The 20,379-nt window shown below is 34.4% G+C and carries 23 protein-coding genes; 16 read left to right on the forward strand and 7 right to left on the reverse strand.

Annotated features, from left to right (window positions below; genetic code table 11):
* The first annotated feature begins 5 nt into the window (after positions 1-5).
* Complete coding sequence (gene csaA, locus ACHZK0_RS10195; RefSeq protein ID WP_071721684.1) at positions 6-335, forward strand: chaperone CsaA; 330 nt, start codon at positions 6-8, stop codon at positions 333-335.
* Between the two features lie 17 nt (positions 336-352).
* The gene (locus tag ACHZK0_RS10200; protein WP_262742156.1) at positions 353-880 is read left to right on the forward strand and encodes a DUF1572 domain-containing protein; all 528 of its coding nucleotides are present in this window, start codon (positions 353-355) and stop codon (positions 878-880) included.
* On the opposite strand, the gene ACHZK0_RS10205 is transcribed toward ACHZK0_RS10200, so the two are convergent.
* Both ACHZK0_RS10205 and ACHZK0_RS10210 read right to left on the reverse strand, forming a co-directional pair.
* Positions 853-1,158 (reverse strand): permease, encoded by a 306-nt coding sequence (locus ACHZK0_RS10205; RefSeq protein WP_395761504.1) that lies wholly within the window; start codon positions 1,156-1,158, stop codon positions 853-855. The genes ACHZK0_RS10200 and ACHZK0_RS10205 overlap by 28 nt on opposite strands.
* A 4-nt stretch (positions 1,159-1,162) precedes the next feature.
* Complete coding sequence (locus ACHZK0_RS10210) at positions 1,163-1,459, reverse strand: hypothetical protein (protein ID WP_262742153.1); 297 nt, start codon at positions 1,457-1,459, stop codon at positions 1,163-1,165.
* A gap of 89 nt (positions 1,460-1,548) precedes the next feature.
* On the opposite strand from ACHZK0_RS10210, the gene spoIIP reads away from it, so the two are divergent.
* From spoIIP to ACHZK0_RS10235, 5 genes are all read left to right on the forward strand, one after another.
* Positions 1,549-2,703 (forward strand): stage II sporulation protein SpoIIP, encoded by a 1,155-nt coding sequence (gene spoIIP / locus ACHZK0_RS10215; RefSeq protein ID WP_262742152.1) that lies wholly within the window; start codon positions 1,549-1,551, stop codon positions 2,701-2,703.
* A gap of 223 nt (positions 2,704-2,926) precedes the next feature.
* Positions 2,927-3,424 carry a GNAT family N-acetyltransferase gene (locus ACHZK0_RS10220; RefSeq protein WP_270341159.1) on the forward strand — a complete coding sequence of 166 codons (498 nt, stop codon included), beginning with the start codon at positions 2,927-2,929 and terminating at the stop codon, positions 3,422-3,424.
* Between the two features lie 11 nt (positions 3,425-3,435).
* Positions 3,436-4,176, forward strand: a complete 741-nt coding sequence (locus ACHZK0_RS10225; RefSeq protein ID WP_132131900.1) for a M15 family metallopeptidase — start codon at positions 3,436-3,438, stop codon at positions 4,174-4,176.
* Between the two features lie 23 nt (positions 4,177-4,199).
* Entirely contained in the window at positions 4,200-4,646 is a 447-nt protein-coding gene (locus ACHZK0_RS10230) for an NUDIX hydrolase (protein WP_061676422.1), read from the forward strand.
* 338 nt (positions 4,647-4,984) lie between these two features.
* Entirely contained in the window at positions 4,985-6,460 is a 1,476-nt protein-coding gene (locus tag ACHZK0_RS10235; RefSeq protein WP_395761505.1) for an amidase family protein, read from the forward strand.
* A 50-nt stretch (positions 6,461-6,510) separates the two neighbouring features.
* On the opposite strand, the gene ACHZK0_RS10240 is transcribed toward ACHZK0_RS10235, so the two are convergent.
* Positions 6,511-7,728, reverse strand: coding sequence for an MFS transporter (locus ACHZK0_RS10240; protein ID WP_262742149.1), 1,218 nt, complete (start codon positions 7,726-7,728; stop codon positions 6,511-6,513).
* Between the two features lie 272 nt (positions 7,729-8,000).
* Here ACHZK0_RS10240 and ACHZK0_RS10245 point away from each other — a divergent pair, with 272 nt between their 5' ends.
* From ACHZK0_RS10245 to ACHZK0_RS10270, 6 genes are all read left to right on the forward strand, one after another.
* The gene (locus ACHZK0_RS10245) at positions 8,001-8,429 is read left to right on the forward strand and encodes an NfeD family protein (protein ID WP_262743603.1); all 429 of its coding nucleotides are present in this window, start codon (positions 8,001-8,003) and stop codon (positions 8,427-8,429) included.
* A gap of 2 nt (positions 8,430-8,431) precedes the next feature.
* On the forward strand, positions 8,432-9,403 hold the full coding sequence (locus ACHZK0_RS10250) for an SPFH domain-containing protein (RefSeq protein WP_000257392.1): 972 nt from the start codon (positions 8,432-8,434) through the stop codon (positions 9,401-9,403).
* Between the two features lie 583 nt (positions 9,404-9,986).
* Complete coding sequence (locus ACHZK0_RS10255) at positions 9,987-10,577, forward strand: histidine phosphatase family protein (RefSeq protein WP_001166451.1); 591 nt, start codon at positions 9,987-9,989, stop codon at positions 10,575-10,577.
* Between the two features lie 6 nt (positions 10,578-10,583).
* Entirely contained in the window at positions 10,584-11,360 is a 777-nt protein-coding gene (locus ACHZK0_RS10260; protein WP_262743375.1) for a Cof-type HAD-IIB family hydrolase, read from the forward strand.
* Between the two features lie 143 nt (positions 11,361-11,503).
* Positions 11,504-12,049, forward strand: coding sequence for a MarR family winged helix-turn-helix transcriptional regulator (locus ACHZK0_RS10265; RefSeq protein ID WP_262743376.1), 546 nt, complete (start codon positions 11,504-11,506; stop codon positions 12,047-12,049).
* A gap of 174 nt (positions 12,050-12,223) precedes the next feature.
* The gene (locus ACHZK0_RS10270; RefSeq protein WP_262743381.1) at positions 12,224-13,405 is read left to right on the forward strand and encodes an MFS transporter; all 1,182 of its coding nucleotides are present in this window, start codon (positions 12,224-12,226) and stop codon (positions 13,403-13,405) included.
* A gap of 8 nt (positions 13,406-13,413) precedes the next feature.
* Here the strand turns inward: ACHZK0_RS10270 and ACHZK0_RS10275 are convergent, their stop codons facing one another.
* On the reverse strand, positions 13,414-13,875 hold the full coding sequence (locus ACHZK0_RS10275; RefSeq protein WP_262743377.1) for a DinB family protein: 462 nt from the start codon (positions 13,873-13,875) through the stop codon (positions 13,414-13,416).
* A 171-nt stretch (positions 13,876-14,046) separates the two neighbouring features.
* Here ACHZK0_RS10275 and alr point away from each other — a divergent pair, with 171 nt between their 5' ends.
* Positions 14,047-15,222, forward strand: a complete 1,176-nt coding sequence (gene alr, locus ACHZK0_RS10280; protein WP_270341254.1) for an alanine racemase — start codon at positions 14,047-14,049, stop codon at positions 15,220-15,222.
* Between the two features lie 20 nt (positions 15,223-15,242).
* Here alr and ACHZK0_RS10285 read toward each other — a convergent pair whose 3' ends face one another.
* From ACHZK0_RS10285 to ACHZK0_RS10295, 3 genes are read right to left on the reverse strand one after another with little or no spacing between them, the layout of a single operon-like run.
* On the reverse strand, positions 15,243-15,956 hold the full coding sequence (locus ACHZK0_RS10285; protein WP_395761506.1) for a class I SAM-dependent methyltransferase: 714 nt from the start codon (positions 15,954-15,956) through the stop codon (positions 15,243-15,245).
* Positions 15,949-16,836 (reverse strand): GNAT family N-acetyltransferase, encoded by an 888-nt coding sequence (locus tag ACHZK0_RS10290; protein ID WP_262743379.1) that lies wholly within the window; start codon positions 16,834-16,836, stop codon positions 15,949-15,951. The genes ACHZK0_RS10285 and ACHZK0_RS10290 overlap by 8 nt, the downstream gene beginning before the upstream one ends.
* 23 nt (positions 16,837-16,859) lie before the next feature.
* The gene (locus tag ACHZK0_RS10295) at positions 16,860-17,738 is read right to left on the reverse strand and encodes an aminoglycoside phosphotransferase family protein (RefSeq protein ID WP_262743380.1); all 879 of its coding nucleotides are present in this window, start codon (positions 17,736-17,738) and stop codon (positions 16,860-16,862) included.
* Positions 17,739-18,123: 385 nt separating this feature from the next.
* On the opposite strand from ACHZK0_RS10295, the gene ACHZK0_RS10300 reads away from it, so the two are divergent.
* Positions 18,124-19,326: a macrolide family glycosyltransferase gene (locus ACHZK0_RS10300; RefSeq protein WP_262743393.1), complete on the forward strand. Its 1,203-nt coding sequence runs from the start codon at positions 18,124-18,126 to the stop codon at positions 19,324-19,326.
* Between the two features lie 168 nt (positions 19,327-19,494).
* On the forward strand, positions 19,495-20,340 hold the full coding sequence (locus tag ACHZK0_RS10305) for a YitT family protein (protein WP_262743384.1): 846 nt from the start codon (positions 19,495-19,497) through the stop codon (positions 20,338-20,340).
* Positions 20,341-20,379 lie beyond the last annotated feature (39 nt).

The raw sequence follows: 20,379 nt of genomic DNA on the forward strand, positions 1-20,379 counted from the left end.
ATAAAATGGCTAATTTTGAAGATTTTTTAACTTTGGATGTAAGAATTGGAACTGTAATACATGCAGAGGAATTTAAAGAAGCGAGAGTTCCAGCGATTAAACTGAAAATTGATTTTGGAGAGCTTGGGGTTAAGCAGTCAAGTGCTCAAATTACGAAGAGATATACCCCAGAAGATTTAATCGGTCAGCAAATCGCTGCTGTTGTAAATTTTCCGCCAAAACGTGTAGCTGGATTTAAATCAGAAGTACTTGTTTTAGGAGGTGTCCCTGAAGCTGGTGATGTTGTATTACTGCAGCCAAATATGGAATTACCAAATGGAACGAAAATTAGTTAGTGTAAAGGCGGGGGAACATGGATATTGGACGAGAATATTTACAATGTATCATTTCAAATTTTAAAGCAACAAAGAAGCAAGGAGAGAGGGTACTTTCGCAATTATCGTATGAACAGATTGAATGGTCTTCTCATGAAGAAACAAATAGCATAGCAATCATAATTAAGCATCTGCACGGTAATATGCGTTCTAGATGGACGGATTTTTTAACGTCTGATGGTGAAAAAATAGATCGTAACCGAGATGCTGAATTTGAAGGTGGCTATCATTCTAAGGAAGAGGTTCTCACAGCATGGAATGAAGGATGGGAATATGTTTTTAAAACGATGAATGTCCTAACGCCGGAACATTTATTACAGACGGTATATATTCGCGGTGAGGCACAGACTGTTATGCAAGCAATTGAAAGACAAATTTCTCATTACGCTTTGCATATTGGACAGATTATTTACATCGGTAAAATGTTAAAAGAAAATGAGTGGGAATGTTTAAGTATTCCGAGAGGACAGTCTGCGCGTTATGTAGAGAAAAAACGTTCAACATAATAATAGGAAAGAAACCGATATAAAATGGGAAATAAGAAAATAACCCAAATAATAGATGGTTCTGTAATCATAAGAATGCTGCCAAAAATAAGTCCATATATAATAAGAAAGAAATTAAATAGTGTATTTACAGGGATAAATCGTAAGATGAACACTTGCTGTCGTTTAAAACAATCATCGTGAAATAAATATAAGCGGAAGTACGATGTGGCAGTAATAAGATCTTTCTTTCGCGCAATTCTTTTTTTACATATATGACAGATGAACGGTGGTCGCATTTCATTACGCTCCATGTTTCATATTTATAATCATGTAAGACAAAAGTAAGTATAAAGTGTATATCCCTATATACGCTCCTGATATAAGAAAAAATGGATTTAGTAAAATACCATGAATGCTTGTCATGAAAACTAAATTTTGTATTAAAACATCGTATATATTAATAGAAATAATTGTACCGAGTACATAAAGTGCTAAGTACGCTGAAATATGTAAAGCAACACGGATTGTAGGATGTTTAGCAAGCCAATAAAAAATAAATGATAGTACAACGGGTAATGTTCCTATTAGTAGCTTCAATTCATTTCACCTCATAAACAATATAGCCGGAATTTAGACGGTCTATTCTCTAGAGCTTGTACATAACTTGGAATAGAGAGGGTGATAGTATGAATCGAGGCTTTTTTTATGTGAAATTCACAAGTGCACGTAAGTTAGTTTTATTTATTATTGCTACAGTACTAGCGACTTTTTTTCTTATTAGTATGATGGTAACTTCTATGAAAGAGACAAAGTCAACGTATTTATATAATTGGTTAAATGAGCTATCAATGAATGGTTACATGTACGTTCTTGGGAAAGAGAATCATTATTTTACACAGGAGTATCGAAATTTAAATCAAGATTTTTCGATTTCTTCTTTTCTCTTTTCGATGGCTACGAATATTCGTTTTAACGATGTACGCAGTTTTGTCGGCAAAGAGCTACCTGGTTTTGGAAAGTACGATACAGAAATTGTAATTGCGGGTGAAGGGACAAATTATTCTAACTTACCGATAGAGTCGAGTGTTCCGCTTGAAGAAGTAGTAAAAGAACGGACTGGTGAAGGTGGACAGGCTCAAAAGCCAGATACGAACAAAGAGAAAAAGCAACCGGCTCAAACGACAGGAAAAAGACAAGTTGCGTTTATTTATCATTCGCATAGTTGGGAATCTTATTTGCCGTTATTAAATTTAGCGAACGATCCCAATCCGAATAAAGCGACCAGTTCTGTCACGAATATTTCAATAGTTGGCGATCGATTTCGTGAACAATTAGCAAGCGAAGGGATCGGAGCTACTAACGACAAGACAGATATCGGTCAAAAGTTGATTAGTAAAGGGTTAAATAGTAATAGTTCTTACAAAATGTCACGGGAAATTGTACAAGAAGCAATGACTGGTAATAAAGAACTGCAGTACTTTTTCGACTTACACCGTGATAGTGCTCGGAAGAATGTTACGACAAAAACAATTGGCGATAAATCATATGCAAAGCTTGCATTTGTAGTAGGGAAAGGAAACAAAAACTATGAAAAAAACTTGCAATTAGCAACGGCTTTACATGAGGCGATTAGTAAGAAGTATCCAGGTGTGAGTCGTGGTGTCATTCAAAAAGGATTTCAAACAGGAAATGGTGTCTACAATCAAGACTTATCAGGGCAAGCGATATTAATTGAAGTTGGTGGTGTAGATAATACAGAGGAAGAACTAAACCGATCGATTGATGCCCTTGCTAAAGCATTTGGTGAATATTTCTGGCAAGCAGAAAAAGTGAATGGATAAAGTGAAACATAAATGAATGGAAGAGTTTGAAAAAACGTGAGTGTAATACTTACGTTTTTTTGTCATGATGAGACGTCACAGAATAGACATATTTTGTCGTTGTTATAGTAATATCGAAATTTGTCAAATTATACTGGGAGATTTACAAAGGTATTTTTGGAAAAGTAGAGAAAATCTTTTTACAAGGAAAACTTTTTATTATGAAACTGATAGGGTGATTGAAGTGATTAGGGAGATCAAAATAGAAGATGCAGCACCATTTTTGCAATTAAGTAGGCAACTGGATGAAGAAACGAAATTTATGCTATATGAACCAGGAGAAAGAAAATTTACAGCCGAGCAACAAGAACAGATGATTCATCGCTTTATAGAAAATAAGTATGCAACGATATTGGTAGCAGTTGAAGATGAGAGAATTGTAGGGTTTATTTTAGTGAATGGAAATCATATTCAAAGAAAAAGACATGTAGCAAGTATTGTAATTGGTATTTTGCAAGAGTATAGCGGGCGAGGTATTGGGACGAGATTGTTTAAAGAGGCTGAGAAGTGGGCAAGATTACATGATGTATGGCGTTTAGAATTAACGGTAATGGCCCACAATACAAGAGCTCAGGCACTATATACAAAAGCTGGATTTGAGAAAGAAGGTGTCAAAAGAGCTGCTCTTATTATCGATGGAGACAACATCGATGAGTATGAAATGGCCAAATTATTAAAATAAGAGGTCGTTATATGAAAAAAAGATGGACACTACTTGGTATCGTAGCGATGATACTCATTGTTGGAGTAGCAGGAATCAATTATAAAATGTATAAGGATAAGCAGGCGCGTGAGGTAAATGTAAATAACATATTTCCAAAAGCGAAAGAAACGATTGCGAATATGGATGGAGATATTGCGGTAATTAGTAATCCAAATTCGATGCTTGTGCTTGTGAATAAAAATAGGCGTTTACCAGATGGATATAGACCGCCAGATTTAGTTATTCCGAAAGTGCGTTACTCAAGTGAAGGTGATCAAGAAAAGAAAAAAATGAGAAAAGAGGCAGCAGGGGCGCTTGAAGAAATGTTTCAGCAAGCTGATAAGGAGGGCGCTTTTCTTTTTGCGGTTTCTGGATTTAGATCTTTTGATCGACAAAAAGCGTTAAATACGATGTATAAAAAACAAGATGGAGAAGCAAAAACAGCGATGTCTAGCGCAGTTCCTGGAACAAGTGAACATCAAACTGGACTAGCTATGGATATTACATCTCAATCTGCTAAGTTTCAATTAGAGACAATTTTTGGCGAAACGAAAGAAGGGCAGTGGCTTTCTGAAAATGCCCATAAATTTGGTTTTGTCATTCGATATACAAAAGAGAAAGAATCGCTTACAGGCTATCGATATGAACCATGGCATGTGAGGTATGTGGGAAATCCACAAGCTACATATTTATATGAAAATCAACTGACACTTGAAGAAGTAACGCAGTGAACAATTGAGGGGAGAGAAGGATTATGACGGTGTTATATAAGAAAAAAGTACACGCATATGTAACAAGAGAAAAAGAAGGAGTTATGCAACTGCTTGTTTTTAAACATCGTGATATACCTGAAGCTGGTATACAAATACCAGGGGGAACAGTTGACGAAGGGGAAACGTTAGAAGCAGCACTTTTACGTGAAGTACAAGAAGAATCTGGATTACGCCATTTATGCATAGAAAGATTCCTAGCCGATTACATCATACTTGTGAAAGACAAAAAAGAATATCAAAAGCGCCATTTCTTCCATGTAACGTTACTAACAGATGTAAAAGATGATTGGGAACATATTGTAAGTGCTGGTGAGGAAGATGAAGGTTTAGTATTTTGCTACGAATGGATTGATATTGCAAAATGCCCTGAATTAGCCGGGAAACAAGGGGAGTTTTTACATTTGTTAGATGAGGTATATGTAAAGTAATAAAAGAGTCTGAAGCGGAAGTTTATTCGTTTCAGACTTTTTTTATTTTTCAGGAAATAAAAGGTTTTTACATCGGTAAGTTGAATTCTTTTAAAGGGATTGTATTTGTATATACGAGGAGCGGAGAAAATGAACAAGTAATAAGATACATGATATCAATAAAAGGCTTTATCCCACTTTAATAGGCAGTAAGACCCCCACCTCAAAATGCAGCGAAAGCAAAGAATTTAGGTGGGGGATCAACTGCCCATAAAAGTCCGATTGGTTCAACTAATAATCAGTGGGGATGAAGAAAACCCCCACTGATTAAAGTTTCACTTTACAGAAGGAGAATGACGATGGAGATTCAGTTCAATACACAATTACAAAAAGAATTAACAATTCATGAAATACAAGCAGCGATGGAAGCTGGGCAATTAACTTCAAAAGAATTAGTTATGTATTATCTTCATAGAATCGCAAAATATGATCAAGATGGACCAAAAATTAATTCTATTTTAGAAATCAACCCGGATGCAATCTTTATTGCAGAAGCGTTAGATTATGAAAGAAAGATAAAAGGTGTAAGAGGTCCATTACATGGTATACCTGTGTTACTTAAGGACAATATTGAAACGAATGATTCCATGCATACAAGTGCAGGTACGATTGCCTTGGAACAAAATATTAGTAGTGATGATGCATTTCTCGTTACGAAACTAAGAGAAGCGGGAGCAGTAATAATAGGAAAAACAAATATGACAGAATTAGCAAATGCAATGTCTTTTGACATGTGGGCTGGATATAGTGCAAGAGGTGGGCAAACAATAAACCCTTACGGTACGGGTGAGGATGATATGTTTGTTGGTGGTTCAAGTACAGGATCTGCGATAGCAGTTGCCGCTAACTTTACAGTAGTATCTGTTGGAACGGAAACAGATGCTTCTATATTAAGTCCAGCAGTTCAAAACTCTGTAGTCGGTATTAAACCGACTGTCGGTTTAATTAGTCGTAGAGGCATTATTCCGTTTACGTATTCGCAAGATACAGCAGGTCCATTTGCTAGAACAGTAACAGATGCCGCTATTTTGCTAGGGAGTTTAACTGGAGTAGATGAGAAAGATGTAGCTACTCATAAAAGTGAAGGTATAGCAGAACATGATTATACAAAATATCTTGATGTTAATGGCTTACATGGAGCAAAGATTGGTGTATATAGCAATGCGCCAAAAGATTATTATGAATCTGGTGAGTATGATGAAACATTGTTTAAGGAAACAATTGAAGTATTGCGTAGTGAGGGAGTGACAGTATTAGAAAATATTGATATTCCGTCTTTTCATAGAGAATGGAGCTGGGGAGTACCGCTTTATGAACTAAAGCATAGTTTAGATAACTATCTTTCTAAATTACCTTCTACTATTCCAGTGCATTCTATTGCGGAGTTAATGGAGTTTAACGAGAACATAGCGGAAAGAGCATTGAAATATGGGCAAACTAAGTTAGAAGGAAGAAAAGATTTTCCCAATACGTTAAGGAATCCTGAATATATAAACGCAAGATTAGAAGATATATATTTTTCGCAAGAACAAGGTATTGACTTTACACTGAAAAAATATAATCTTGATGCGATTTTATTCCCTTCCTATATCGGCTCCACTATATGTGCGAAAGCAGGATATCCATCTATAGCGATACCAGCGGGATATATGGATAACGGAAGACCGTTTGGAATTACTCTTACAAGCACTGCTTTTTCTGAGGGGACCTTGATTAAACTGGCATATGCTTTTGAACAAGCGACAGAACATAGAAAAATTCCGAGTTTGTCATAAATAGAATAAAGTAAAAAGGACAGGAGTTCCTGTCCTTTTTACTTTGTTGATTACATTGAAATATCTTTCTGATCTGTTTTATGATATTTTAATAGGCTAAAAGATAAACAAGCAGAACATAAAATAAGAAAAGCAGCGATGATATAAATCGTACGAACACCAAACAAATCGGTAATAATTCCAACACTAAGCATAGAAAGACCAGAAGCTGTCGAGAGGAGTGCGCCATGAGCTGTATACATTTTTGATAATAAAGTAGGAGCGACACTTGATTGTAGCACTGTCGTTTGAGAAATATCTCTAATTTGATAACATGGACCCATTAGAACGCATAGAAAAAGCGCAATGAACCCGCTACTTGTCATACCATATAAAAATGTAAGAATACTGAACATAAAAGAGCCTATCGCCATGGAACGTATTAAATTGTTTTGAATGTATGTACTCATTTTCCACGCTAATATCCCGCCAATTAGCGTCCCAACATAATAACTTGTATTAATATATCCCCACCATTCTTCTCCTTTATGAAGAACAGTCGTTACATACGCCATTGTAATAGCACCGATCCATATCGTCCCTGCGAAAGTTTCAATTAAGTCCATACATGTAACGGTACGGAGAGAAGGATTCTGAAATAAGAGTTTCCAACCTTCCAATAAAGCAGCTCCTTTTGAAGAAGAAGGCTCTATTACTCGTTCAGTATGTATGGAACGTAATGAAGCGTGTAGTGCAACACATCCAAAAATCATCAATATGTTATTCATCATAAGTGTAGAAGTGGCACCGATAAGAAGAACAATAACACTTGTAAATGAATAAGCAGCGGCTTGCGCAATTTGTGTGGAAAAGGAAAAAATACTATTTACTTTTACTAATTTTTCTTTTCGTGTAAGGCGAGGCAGGATACTGTATAATAATGGTGCGCTCCAGCCGCTACATAATGAAATGAAAAAAATGAAAATGAATAGTGCTACAACGTTTGTGGACAGGGCTGGGAATAATATCATTAATAAAAATAATAGAGCAGTTTTTGTCCATTGTAGTGTAAAAAGTAATGAATAAGATGGAAAACGATTCATTATAAGTGGTGCAGATGTATTCGCTATAAGAGTAGTTATGACTTGAAGTAATGGAAACAGAGCAGTTAATGTAGCTGATTTAGTTGTGATATACATATGAGTTGTAATAATCATGATGTATACGATGTCAGCGAGAGTAATGCATATTTTTGATCCTAAATAGTAAGTTAATGAGCGATTATGCAAATAAACACACCACTTTCTGAAAAATATTTCACTAGTTAGAATAATTATAATTTGAAAATTAAATTTTCGGAAGAATTTAATTTTTTGTCACTTTTTGAAAGGGATTTTCATGTATAATGAAGAATATATTAATATAGTATTTTAATAATACTCATTATAACAGTGAATATGTACAATAGCTTGTAGTAAGCGCCCATGTATAAGAAAGGGCGGATAAACCATTCTTTTTTTCATATACATATAGAAAATGAGAAAGAAAGTGAGGGTTGTATATGGCTGCTTGGGTAATTTGGTTTATAATAGCTGGTATTTTATTTATTGCAGAGATGTTGTCGATTACGTTTTATATGCTTTGGCTTGGAATTGGAGCTGTTGTCGGAGGTCTAATTGCTTTGTTTGCTCCTGATGCACTACTGTTACAAGTTATTGCTGGTGCGATTGTAAGTTTAACATTGACTTTCTTTACGAAAAGAATTTCAAAAAACTTTCGAGAAGCAAAAGGTTTTACTGATACAGTAGATATGCTGGTTGGTAAAAAAGGGACTGTTATGCAAGCGATTACAAATGAAGCGAATGGTATTGTGAAGGTGGATGGAGATACCTGGACAGCTATTGCAGATGATCCAATTGATGCTGGAGAAAAAGTTATTGTTATAAAGAGGAATAGTACTATATTACAAGTAAAAAAGGAGAGTGAATAAATATGGCAGTAGCATTAACATTAACGATTATTTTCGCACTAATTGTTGTTACATTTATCGCATTAACAATTAAAATTATTCCACAGCAAAAAGTTGGAGTCGTGGAGAGATTTGGTAAGTTTCAGCGTATTATGCAGCCGGGATTAAATTTATTAATACCAATTGTAGACCGCGTTCGTGTATATCATGACTTACGTATTCAACAAACGAATGTACCACCGCAGAAGGTAATTACGAAAGATAATGTACAAGTAGAAATTGATACAATCATTTTCTATCAAATTGTGGAACCAGAACTTGCGACATATGGTATTTCGAACTATGAATATGGTGTTCGTAACATTACTTCCGCAACGATGCGCCAAATTATTGGTAAAATGGAACTGGATGAAACGTTATCTGGTCGTGAAAAAATTTCAACAGAAATTCGCTTAGCACTTGATGAAGCAACAGAAAAATGGGGCGTTCGTATTGAACGTGTTGAAGTTGTTGATATTAATCCGCCGAAAGATGTGCAAGCATCAATGGAAAAACAAATGAAAGCAGAACGTAATAAACGTGCGATCATATTAGAAGCGGAAGCTGCAAAACAAGATAAAGTCCTTCGTGCTGAAGGGGAAAAGCAAAGTAAAATATTAATGGCTGAAGGGGATAAAGAAGCACGTATTCGAGAAGCTGAAGGTATAAAAGAAGCAAAGGAACTAGAAGCGCAAGGGGAAGCAAGAGCGATTGAGGAAATTGCAAAAGCAGAACAAAATCGAATTGAATTACTTCGTGCAGCAGATTTAGATGAACGCGTACTTGCTTATAAATCATTTGAATCATTGATTGAGGTTGCGAAAGGACCAGCAAATAAAGTCTTTATTCCATCTAATGCAATTGAAACACTTGGTACTCTCGGGGCAATTGGAGAAATCTTTAAAGAAAAACAAGCGAAGAAACTGCCTTCTTCAGATACACCAAAAGAACAATAAGAGTGAAAAAGAGAAGTGGGATGCCATTTCTCTTTTTATTTTTGATTCATGTAGTAATAGTGGACAATTTTTATCATTGTTTTGATGCACAGAGTTGTAATTAGTTTCCTAGCTGTTTATAAGTAATATTTCTCGACGTTTTTAATTTCATACTCGTATTTAAAGGGAAGTGAAAAATATTCAAAATAAACGTTTTAAACATTTGTGATTTGTAATATATTTTAAATGTCTTAGACGATTTTACATATAAATATTTATCAAAAGTAGAAAAGAAAGAGTGGTTATTAAGTATTATAGAATTGAGGGGAATATGTGAAAAAGGGAATTATTATTTTTATAGGGATTATGATTGTGTGTATGGCTGCATTTTAATAGACAAAAAAGTCCTATACTTATGGATAGGACTTTTTTGTTTGCTACTTTTGAAAGAATAATAAGTTTAGAGTGTTTGGAATTGTTAAGTGGAATAACATGTTTACTAGACGGGTTAAAAGACTGTCAAAGTAATATGTTTTTGTTAAAGAAAATTTAGAATATGATATAATGGGGATTTATGGATATAAAACAAGGGAGTGGGAAACAAGTGCAAATATTATTAATACGCCACGGTGAATCCGAAGCAGATATTTTACATGTACATGAAGGACGAGCTGACTTTGAATTAACAGAAAAGGGAAGACAGCAAGTGCAAAGGCTGGTACAGAAAGTGAAAGCAGATTTCCCGCCAGATTTCATTTGGGCAAGTACATTAAAACGTGCTCGTGAAACGGGTGAAACGTTAGCTGAAGGAATTGGGTGTCCAATTCAATTAGAAGAGGAATTAATGGAGTTTAATAACGGAGTGCAAGCAGGCCTATCATTTGAAGAAGCAAAGAAATATCCAGAGCCAAAGTTTCTTCATGATCGTTTTGAAAATGGGGAATCATTTATTGAATTTAGAATGAGAATAGAAGGAATCTTTTCTAAAATCGTGACAGAGAATACTTATGAACGGATAGCAATTGTTGCACATGGTGGTGTAATAAATAGTCTATTACGTGCATTTTTCAAAATGCCCATTTCAATGGATTATTATTTTAAAATGGGAGATACAGGAATAAGCTTAATTGAAATTGACGGGGAACAAAAAACGGTGCATTTCATTAATGATACGAATCATTTGGACGGGATGTAAAGACCTATGTACAAAGTAGTGTTTTTTGATGTTGACGGTACGCTTTTAAGTGAGATTGATAGAAGTATGCACGGAAGTACAAAAGAAGCAATACAAAGATTAATAGATAAAGGGATTCACGTAGTTGTTACTACAGGGAGACCATATAGCCTATGTACGCAATTTATGGAACTAGGCATAAATACGTTTATTTCTGCAAATGGTGCACATATCAAGTGTGAGGAAACAGTTATACATAAATCAGTACTTTCAAGTGAAATCGTTCATGATATCTCGGGGTTTGCTGAATTACATGGTCACGGTATTTCTTATTTTACCGAGGATTTTGCCATGAACGGAATAGCCTCGGATAATGAGCGTGTAATGCAAGCACTTAGCGAGACGTTGAATTTAGAGAAGTACCCTGAAAAAAGCAGGGATTTGTCAGAAGAAATCTATTGCTTATGTCTGTATGCAGATGAAATAGAATCTCAAAAATTTCTTGAAAGATATCCTATGCTTACGTTTGAGCGTTTTCATAATTACGTAATAAATGTATTGGAAGATAGTAAAGTATCGAAGTTAACTGCAATTCAAAAAGTATTGGATCACTTAAACATTTGTAAATCAGAAGCGATAGCTTTTGGTGATGGCGGAAATGATATTGAGATGTTGCAGTATGTAGGATTAGGGATTGCGATGGGGAATGGCGGAGAAGAGTTGAAAACAAGAGCGAATTTCGTTACAACGAAATCAAGTGAAGGTGGTATTTCTTTTGCCTTAAAGAAGTTTCGTATTATTTAAAAATAATAGTTAGTCAGTTTGAAAAATCCTGTTTTTATGACAGGATTTTTTTGTAACAATATTCTTGCAATAAAAGGAAAAATGTGAGTATAATAAAAAAGTAGTTAGGTAAGCTAATTAAAGGGAAAGGAGACTGAAGATGGATGAATTCAAGAAATGATTCTCTTCCTTTAGGGATTGGACCGTATGCAGAGTTAATAAAAAAGACGGCATCAGCAGATACGGATCCAATCGCAGCAAAACTTGGTTTGTTAATGTTATGGACGTCTGATAATGTTCTTGATTCTGTTGACGTAGATTTAGCTCCGCTTGGTATTTCGGAAAGTAAATTAGATTTTTTACTGTTGTTTATTTTACGTGAAATGGAATCCAATGGGGAAGAAGTGAATATGAGTCCTTCTGATATTGCGAGTCGATTAGGGATAACACGTGCTTCTGTCACTGGTCTATTAGATTGGATGGAGAAACGAGAGTTAATCGTAAGATTCCATCATTCTAAAGATCGAAGAAGATTAAAAGTGAAAATTACTCCAAAAGGAAAAGAATTAGTTACGCACTCTTTACCAACTTTTTGGTTATCTTGCGCTTCGTTAGTTGACGATTTTAATCAAGAAGAGCGTCAAGTTTTAGAAAGGTTATTAAATAAAATGCAAGTAAATATGCAGGTGAAATTAGGAGAAGGTAGGTAAATAAGTTGATTATAAGGGTCAACTTATTTATTTGGAAATATAATTAGCCTACCTTATTATATGTTTAACTAATTTCATGATCTGTCATGTTTTTTACGATGTAATTAAAATAAGTAAGCGTACTTTAGAGGTTTTAAATTGATAAAAAAATTGTAATAAGGGAGAGATATTATGATGGAAATAGGAAAGGAAATAAATAGTGAAAAGAATTATACAATAATGACCGTTGTATTATGTTGGTCGGGTATGGTAGTGATGTCTAGCTTATATGTAACAATCCCTTTAATTGCACTATTTTCAGACCTTTTTAATGTTTCACTAGCACAAGCTGCAGCTACAGGCAGTATATTTTCTGTTGGCTTTGCTATTGGTTGCTTGTTATTTGGAGCAATCTCTGATAAATATGGGCGGAAAAAAGTGATCTTCATTGGATTACTTGCTCTGTCGATTATTTCGTTTTCCTTAGGGTTTGTGGATAGTATATTGTGGCTTGTTATTTTTAGGGGCTTACAGGGTATTGCAGCAGCTACATTTTCTCCGGTAGCGTTAGCTTACGTTGTAGAAATGTTTCCAGTAGAAAAAAAGGTTACAACAATAGGATTTGTTAGTACCGGTTTTTTAGTAGCTGGAATTGTAGGGCAGGTAATAAGTACGGTTGTTAGTCAACATTTTGGATGGCATATGGTGTTCTTTCTTCTTAGCACTGTCTATATGATTACTGCTATATGGATTCAGTATTCTCTTCCGAAAGGGGAGATATCTCAATCTTATACTGATATTTTGGGACCGATTAAACAGATAGGTAAAGTCTTTACACATAAAAGCTTATTATTGAGCTATATGATTGCGTTTGTTTTATTAATGGCTTTTGTTAATATGTATACTGTTTTAGGGAATTATTTGAGCTCTCCTACGTATAATTTAACTGCAGAACAAATCCTTTATTTTCGCTTAGCGGGGCTAATTGGTATGCTGCTGTCACCACTTACAGGTCGTTTAACAAAGAGGTTCCAAGTAAGGAAGGTTCTGCAAGGTGGATTGCTAGTAGCTATTTTTAGTCTAAGCGCAATGGGTTTTGTTTCGTATTTGCCTCTTCTTGTCATAATGAGTGTCTGTTTTGTAATAGGTATTGCTATATCCATACCGTCTTTAGTCGCTCTTGTCGGCCAGTTGGGAGGGAAAGCAAGGGGAATAGCAGTTTCTATTTATACCTTTATTTTATTTTTAGGCACTAGTATAGGACCCATCATTTCTATTTATCTTATGAAAATAGGAAGTTATGCCCAAACATTTATTTTATTAGGAATGATACTTTTTATTGGTTTTATAGCTTCTCTATTTATAAATAATGAATGAGTGAAAAATCATTCAAATAAAGGAATGTGAGGATCTTTCGTATGCTCACATAATATAATATGAATTTGCCCACGATGATGATAAAAGTGTGCAACAATTTCAAGCAACCACTCAAAGCGGGAATAAGAAATACCCCAATAAGCAGTCTTCATTTCTGCTAGATGTTCATTGGAATAGGATAAAAAAGTTTTAGAAAGTAAATCGTAGCCCTGTATCATCGTTTGTTGCATTTGCGTAATTGTTTCGGGTGTTTGTTCTTTATAGAAAGTATGTAGTTGTTTTTCTGTAATACCATTTAAAATAAGTAGATCTGCATGGCAAATAAGAGAAAGATGTGCACACATTTCAAATACAGATCGCTTTGTGTGAATGGGTTGTATTTTTAAGTTTGCTTCATTATATTGGTTAAGCATTTGAATAGAAGTATCAACAGCAACTTTAAGTTGATGCAAGGCAGATTGTACAAACATTGTAATTCTCCTCATCTCCGTATATAATAGTTTCTTAAGGGTATTATATCATACTCAAAATTCCGAAAATTCTAGTAGTTTGACTAGCATATTGAAAAGTATTATATTGTAAAAGGTCATATGAAACGTGAAATAGAATGGAATGCAATTATTGAGTTAGGAGTTAGACCAATGAGTTTGAAATATGGAAGAGATACAATTATTGAAGTTGACTTAAATGCAGTAAAACATAATGTAAAAGAATTTAAAAAACGAGTGAATGATGAAAATATTGCAATGATGGCTGCTGTAAAAGCAAATGGGTATGGCCACGGGGCAGTTGAAGTTGCGAAAGCTGCTATTGAAGCAGGAATAAATCAGCTTGCAGTTGCATTTGTAGATGAAGCGATAGAGTTAAGAGAAGCAGGAATTAACGTGCCGATTTTAATTTTAGGTTATACATCAGTAACAGCTGCGGAAGAGGCAATTCAATATGACGTTATGATGACTGTTTATAGAAGTGAAGATTTACAAGGTATAAATGAAATCGCAAACCGTCTTCAAAAGAAAGCGCAAATTCAGGTGAAAATTGATACAGGAATGAGTCGTATCGGTTTACAAGAAGAAGAGGTTAAACCATTTTTAGAAGAATTAAACCGTATGGAGTATGTAGAGGTAGTAGGAATGTTTACACATTACTCTACGGCAGATGAAATTGATAAATCATATACGAATATGCAAACAAGTTTATTTGAGAAAGCTGTCAATGCAGCAAAAGAATTAGGAATTCATATTCCATATATTCATAGTTCAAATAGTGCAGGTTCAATGGAACTAAGCAATACATTTCAAAATATGGTTCGTGTAGGTATTGGAATTTATGGAATGTACCCTTCAAAAGAGGTGGATCATTCAGTTGTTTCTTTACAGCCTGCGTTGTCGTTAAAATCAAAAATAGCTCACATTAAACATGCGAAGAAGAATCGTGGTGTAAGTTATGGGAATACGTATGTAACGACTGGTGAAGAATGGATTGCAACTGTACCGATTGGCTATGCTGATGGATATAATCGTCAGTTATCTAATAAAGGGCATGCATTAATCAATGGAGTTCGAGTACCTGTTATTGGACGTGTTTGTATGGATCAGCTTATGTTAGACGTTTCAAAAGCAATGCCAGTACAAGTGGGAGACGAAGTAGTATTCTACGGTAAACAAGGTGAAGAAGAAATTGCGGTAGAAGAAGTAGCAGATATGTTAGGTACAATTAACTATGAAGTTACATGTATGTTAGACAGAAGAATCCCGCGAGTTTATAAAGAAAATAATGAAACGACTGCTATTGTAAATATACTAAGAAAAAACTGAATCGATATGATTCAGTTTTTTTATTTTTGACAAATGAAAAATGTTCTATTTGTACCGTGTAGTTGAATGTTTTTAAAACCTACGGATTCCAGTGAAGAAATTATTTCTTCACTGGAATAACAAGCTTCCTCAAAAGAAAAATCACTTCTTGCCCAATTATTATCTATATCATGTTGAAATAGTATAAAGTTCATGATAGCTTTTTTATTTTCATCATCATATGTAGAATCAATTGTACAAACATATTCATCCGCTGAAATATGAAACGAAGCAATCAAATTTTCAAGAAACCCTTTCTCCATATTCATATCAAATACGAATGTACCTTCGCTATGCAATACGGAGTAGACATTATGAAAAACACTTTTTAATTCATCTAATTTCAAAATATGGTTTAAGCTATCGCCAGTAGAGATAACATATTGAAATTGCTCATTTATGTTGAAATAGCGAGCATCATCGACGATAAAGGTTGCGTTTGGCGCGTTTTGACGTGCGTATTCAATCATTTGGGCAGAACCATCTATACCAGTTACTACAAAAGTATTATCAATTAATTTCTTAGTAAGGTGACCAGTCCCGCAGCAAAGATCTAAAATATGAGAATGTGGTGTTGCATATTGTAAAACAAGTTTTTCCAAAAGTAGATAGGAGTGTTCAGCATAATGCCCCCAATGTTTATTATAAATGGATGCGAAAATATCATAATCAGAATAAATTAGTTTTTTAGACATATGTATTCACCTCAAGATTCATTACATTATAGTAGTCATGCTTCGTTTTTATTTCAAAACCACATTGTGTATATAGTTGTAAAGCATTGATGTTTTTTGTTTCCACGTCTAATTCAATTGTTGAAGCTCCTTCAGTAATAAGGGTATATACCATATAACTAAGAATATCTTTTCCGTATCCTTTACCTTGATAAGAAGGATGAACGGCGAATCCTGATAATGTAGTAGATTGTTCTTGCTCAGAAACTGTAATCGTTCCTATCACTTTGTCGTCGATAAGAGCACTGTAAACTTGATGAGAAGGTGAATTCATCATTTTGTGTAACCATATAGCGGTATTTTCTGCTGAATCTCCAAAAGCTTTACTGGAAAGGTCAATAAGATCAAGAAGTGATTCTGAAGTTGCAAGAGTGAGCTGTATAGTATTCTTTGTTGGTTTTTGCACTTCTTTTGCTTGGAACTCCATACTATATTCACTATATAAATAAGGTAACTTCATATGCTTTGCAAATTCTTTCCCAGAAGCAGAATCCCCATTTATAATAAGAAGTGCTTCATCTACCTCTCTTTTTCGTATTTCTTTCATTGCGGTTTGCAAAAGAGTAGTGCCTATATGTTGTTTCCTATAGTTCGGATGAACAAACCCTATTAACTCCAGTTTTGTCGGTCTTTCAAAGTCATACATACTTAATGCACCGATTAATTGAGTATCGTCATAAAGTAGAAAATCATTTAACTCTTCATTATTACGAGCAGTTAAAAAGTTTACATGTAAATCTGACGAGTAATCAATTTCATCGTGTTGCCCACAAATATGAGCTAAATCTTTCATTTGCTGAATTTCGTTTACTGTTAAAGATTTCTTTTGTTCAATATTCATTTCATAACCCCTCTCATTCGTATTTAAAAATAGGATGGATGACTTAGCCACTTTTCTAACTCCACGCTGCCCTGAACAGATAATAATCGGTACAAATATCGATAGGGATGTCTACATTCTTCAAGACGGGGAATGGGCATAATGGTTTCGTAACCGTGTTTAAAAGCATGAGCCTCTTTTTCAGTAAATATATATTCTAAGCCGATAAAATCAAACTCTCTTGGAGCAACTGCATAGGCTTCTGTATCTACTAAGCCTGTAATAGATGTACCATTTGATAAAAACTGAGTAGGATCCATATCAATTAAAACGAGCGTTGCTTCCTTTGGTACCGGTAAGGAAGAAAGTTGTTGTTCAAAAGTAGGAAATGCGTTACGGATGCTCGCATTATCGGAATAAAACCTTTTTACAAGTTCTTTACTGACTTTTAATATGTGAGACTTAAATTCTTCTAGTGGAACTTGGAAAGTACCTGATGGATTTCCTATAAACTCTGCTTGAAACGAATGAATTTCTGCTAGTCCTTTTCCAAGGCTAAATAAAATTGAATCAGATTGTCCAATAAAGGATTGGAGCGTACTTCCTGTTAGTTTTTCGACACTAACATACTTCCGGCCATTTAAAACATGTTTTTGCAAAATAGTGGGGATGGGCAAGTTAGTATGCTTTTTCAATAATTCGTGTATATGTTCTAAATGATGTACGTTCCTTGGATCGATTCCAAAAAGGTTTTTGCATCCCCACCAAAAATCATTGTTTGGTTCTTCAGTCATTTTAGAAGAACGTACGATGACTTCTGCATCTTCTGTTCGGACGAGAAACACGTCGCTTGCATGGTCTTCATAACCTGGGTGTAAAGGTTGAACTGATAGAATAGGTGAAGTGAATAGGTGTTGTAGCATGAAGTTGCTCCTTTTTCTGTAAATTCTATAAATTCATTATATAACAGAATATGTTCCAAGTGGATAATGATAGGAACAACATAGAACTTACATACATTCTTGGTGAGAAATCAGTGTGTAAATTATATTTTTCTAGTTTTGTATGAATTATCAAAATAATGTTTTTGGTGATAAATCTGTAAAAATACCCAAATGTAAATCTCTTATTTTTCAGTAATTGAAGAGCAAGTGTGCTTATATGAGAGCTATACGGTAGATTATGAAAAATATTTCTCAATAATAAAATGAAGAGAAAAATGTGAAGAAATAGAATAGATTCCTTTATAATAGTTTTAAATTAATTAATATAATTAATTATTAATAATATTAGATAGGAGAGAATATGATGGCAAACGTACTCGTAATAAATTTCCCTGGAGAAGGTCATATAAATCCGACTTTAGCTATTGTAAGTGAGTTAATTCAGCGAGGGGAGACAGTTGTTTCGTATTGTATTGAAGATTATAGAAAGAAGATTGAAGCAACAGGTGCACAATTCCGAGTGTTTGAGAATTTCCTCTCTCAAATTAATATTATGGAGCGAGTAAATGAAGGTGGGAGTCCTTTGACGATGCTGTCTCATATGATTGAAGCATCAGAACGTATTGTTACTCAAATTGTAGAAGAAACGAAAGGGGAAAAGTACGATTATTTGATATATGATAATCATTTTCCAGTAGGACGTATTATAGCCAATGTTTTAAAATTACCTAGCGTGTCTTCTTGTACAACGTTTGCTTTTAATCAGTACATTACTTTTAACGATGAACATGAATCCAGAAAAATAGATGAAACGAATCCATTGTATCAATCTTGTTTAGCAGGAATGGAAAAATGGAACAGACAGTATGGAATGAAATGTAATAGTATGTATGATATTATGAACCATCCTGGTGATATTACGATTGTATATACTTCAAAGGAATATCAGCCGCGTTCAGATGTATTCGATGAATCGTATAAGTTTGTCGGCCCATCAATTGCTACGCGTAAAGAAGTAGGCAGCTTTTCTATGGAAGATTTAAAAGATAAAAACTTGATTTTCATTTCTATGGGAACAGTTTTTAATGAACAACCTGAGCTATATGAAAAATGTTTTGAAGCGTTTAAAGATGTAGAAGCGACAGTCATATTAGTTGTTGGAAAGAAGATAAATATAAGTCAATTTGAAAACATTCCGAATAACTTTAAGTTGTTTAATTATGTGCCCCAATTAGAAGTATTACAGTATGCTGATGTATTCGTGACACACGGTGGTATGAATAGTTCAAGTGAAGCACTATATTATGGTGTCCCGTTAGTTGTAATTCCGGTAACAGGAGATCAGCCTTTAGTTGCGAAACGAGTGAATGAAGTAGGGGCTGGAATAAGGCTTGATCGTAAAGATTTAACTTCTGAATCGTTACGTGAATCCGTAGAGAAAGTAATGTATGATGTAACGTTTAAGGGAAATAGTCGTAAAGTTGGAGAGTCACTTCGAAATGCTGGTGGGTATAAGAGGGCAGTTGATGAAATATTAAAAATGAATTCATACTCAAAACTTAAATAAATGTTTGGAGCACACTTACTGTAATATGTAAGTGTGTTTCTATAAAAAATTACATAAAAAATCACTGTACAGGTGAAACTTTTGTGTATATAAGCCCATATCTTTGAATTAGTAATAAAATTACGTTAAAATAATACTAAGAAAAGATATAAGTTTTGGGGGTAATGAATGAAGAAAATATTTGAATACCTATTATTAACAATTGGATCGATTATTGTAGCGGGTTCATTGGAGCTTATTTTAGCACCTAATGGATTAGTAGATGGTGGGGTAACGGCAATTGCCATTATGGCAAATAAAGTTGCTGGATTACCGCTTTACGGAGTGTTCTTAGGAATTAATATCCCGATTTTATTATTTACTGCAAAAGTAATGGGAAAGAAGTTCTTTATCCGTACATCCTATGCAAACGTAGTTACAACACTCGGATTAATTTATTTAAAACCATTTCCAGCAATTACAACTTCTGAATTGTTAATTGTTCTTTATGGAGGAGTCCTATTTGGTGTTGGGGTAGGGATCGTAGTAAAAATGGGCGGAGCAATAGACGGATCAGAAATGTTAGCAGTTTGGATGAACAAACATTTTAAAGTGCCGATTAGTACATTTTTACTTGCTGTAAATGCAGTTATTTTTACATTTGTAGCGATTTTATTTTCAATCGAACAAGCGATGTTCTCATTAGCAATTTTCTATATTGTTACGAAGATGATTGATTTCATATTAGATGGTATAAATCAAGGAAAGAGCGTTATGATTATTTCTGGTAAAAATAAAGAAATAGGCGATCTACTTATGAAAGAATTGCAATTATCTGTTACGTATCTACATGGAGAAGGTGGTTTTTTAGGAGAAGAAAAGAGAATTATTTATTGTATTACAAACCGTTTCATTTATCCGAAAATGAAAGATCTCGTTCTCTCTGTAGATCCAACCGCTATAATTGAAGCTTCCTATTCAACAGAAACAACAGGTGTTAAACGACCGGGAAGAACAGCGAAATCAGAAAAATAGTGAATGAAGATAGCTCCACGTAAGTATAACTTGCGTGGA

The sequence above is a fragment of the Bacillus sp. 3G2 genome, assembly GCF_044324725.1.
Taxonomy (GTDB): domain Bacteria; phylum Bacillota; class Bacilli; order Bacillales; family Bacillaceae_G; genus Bacillus_A; species Bacillus_A mobilis.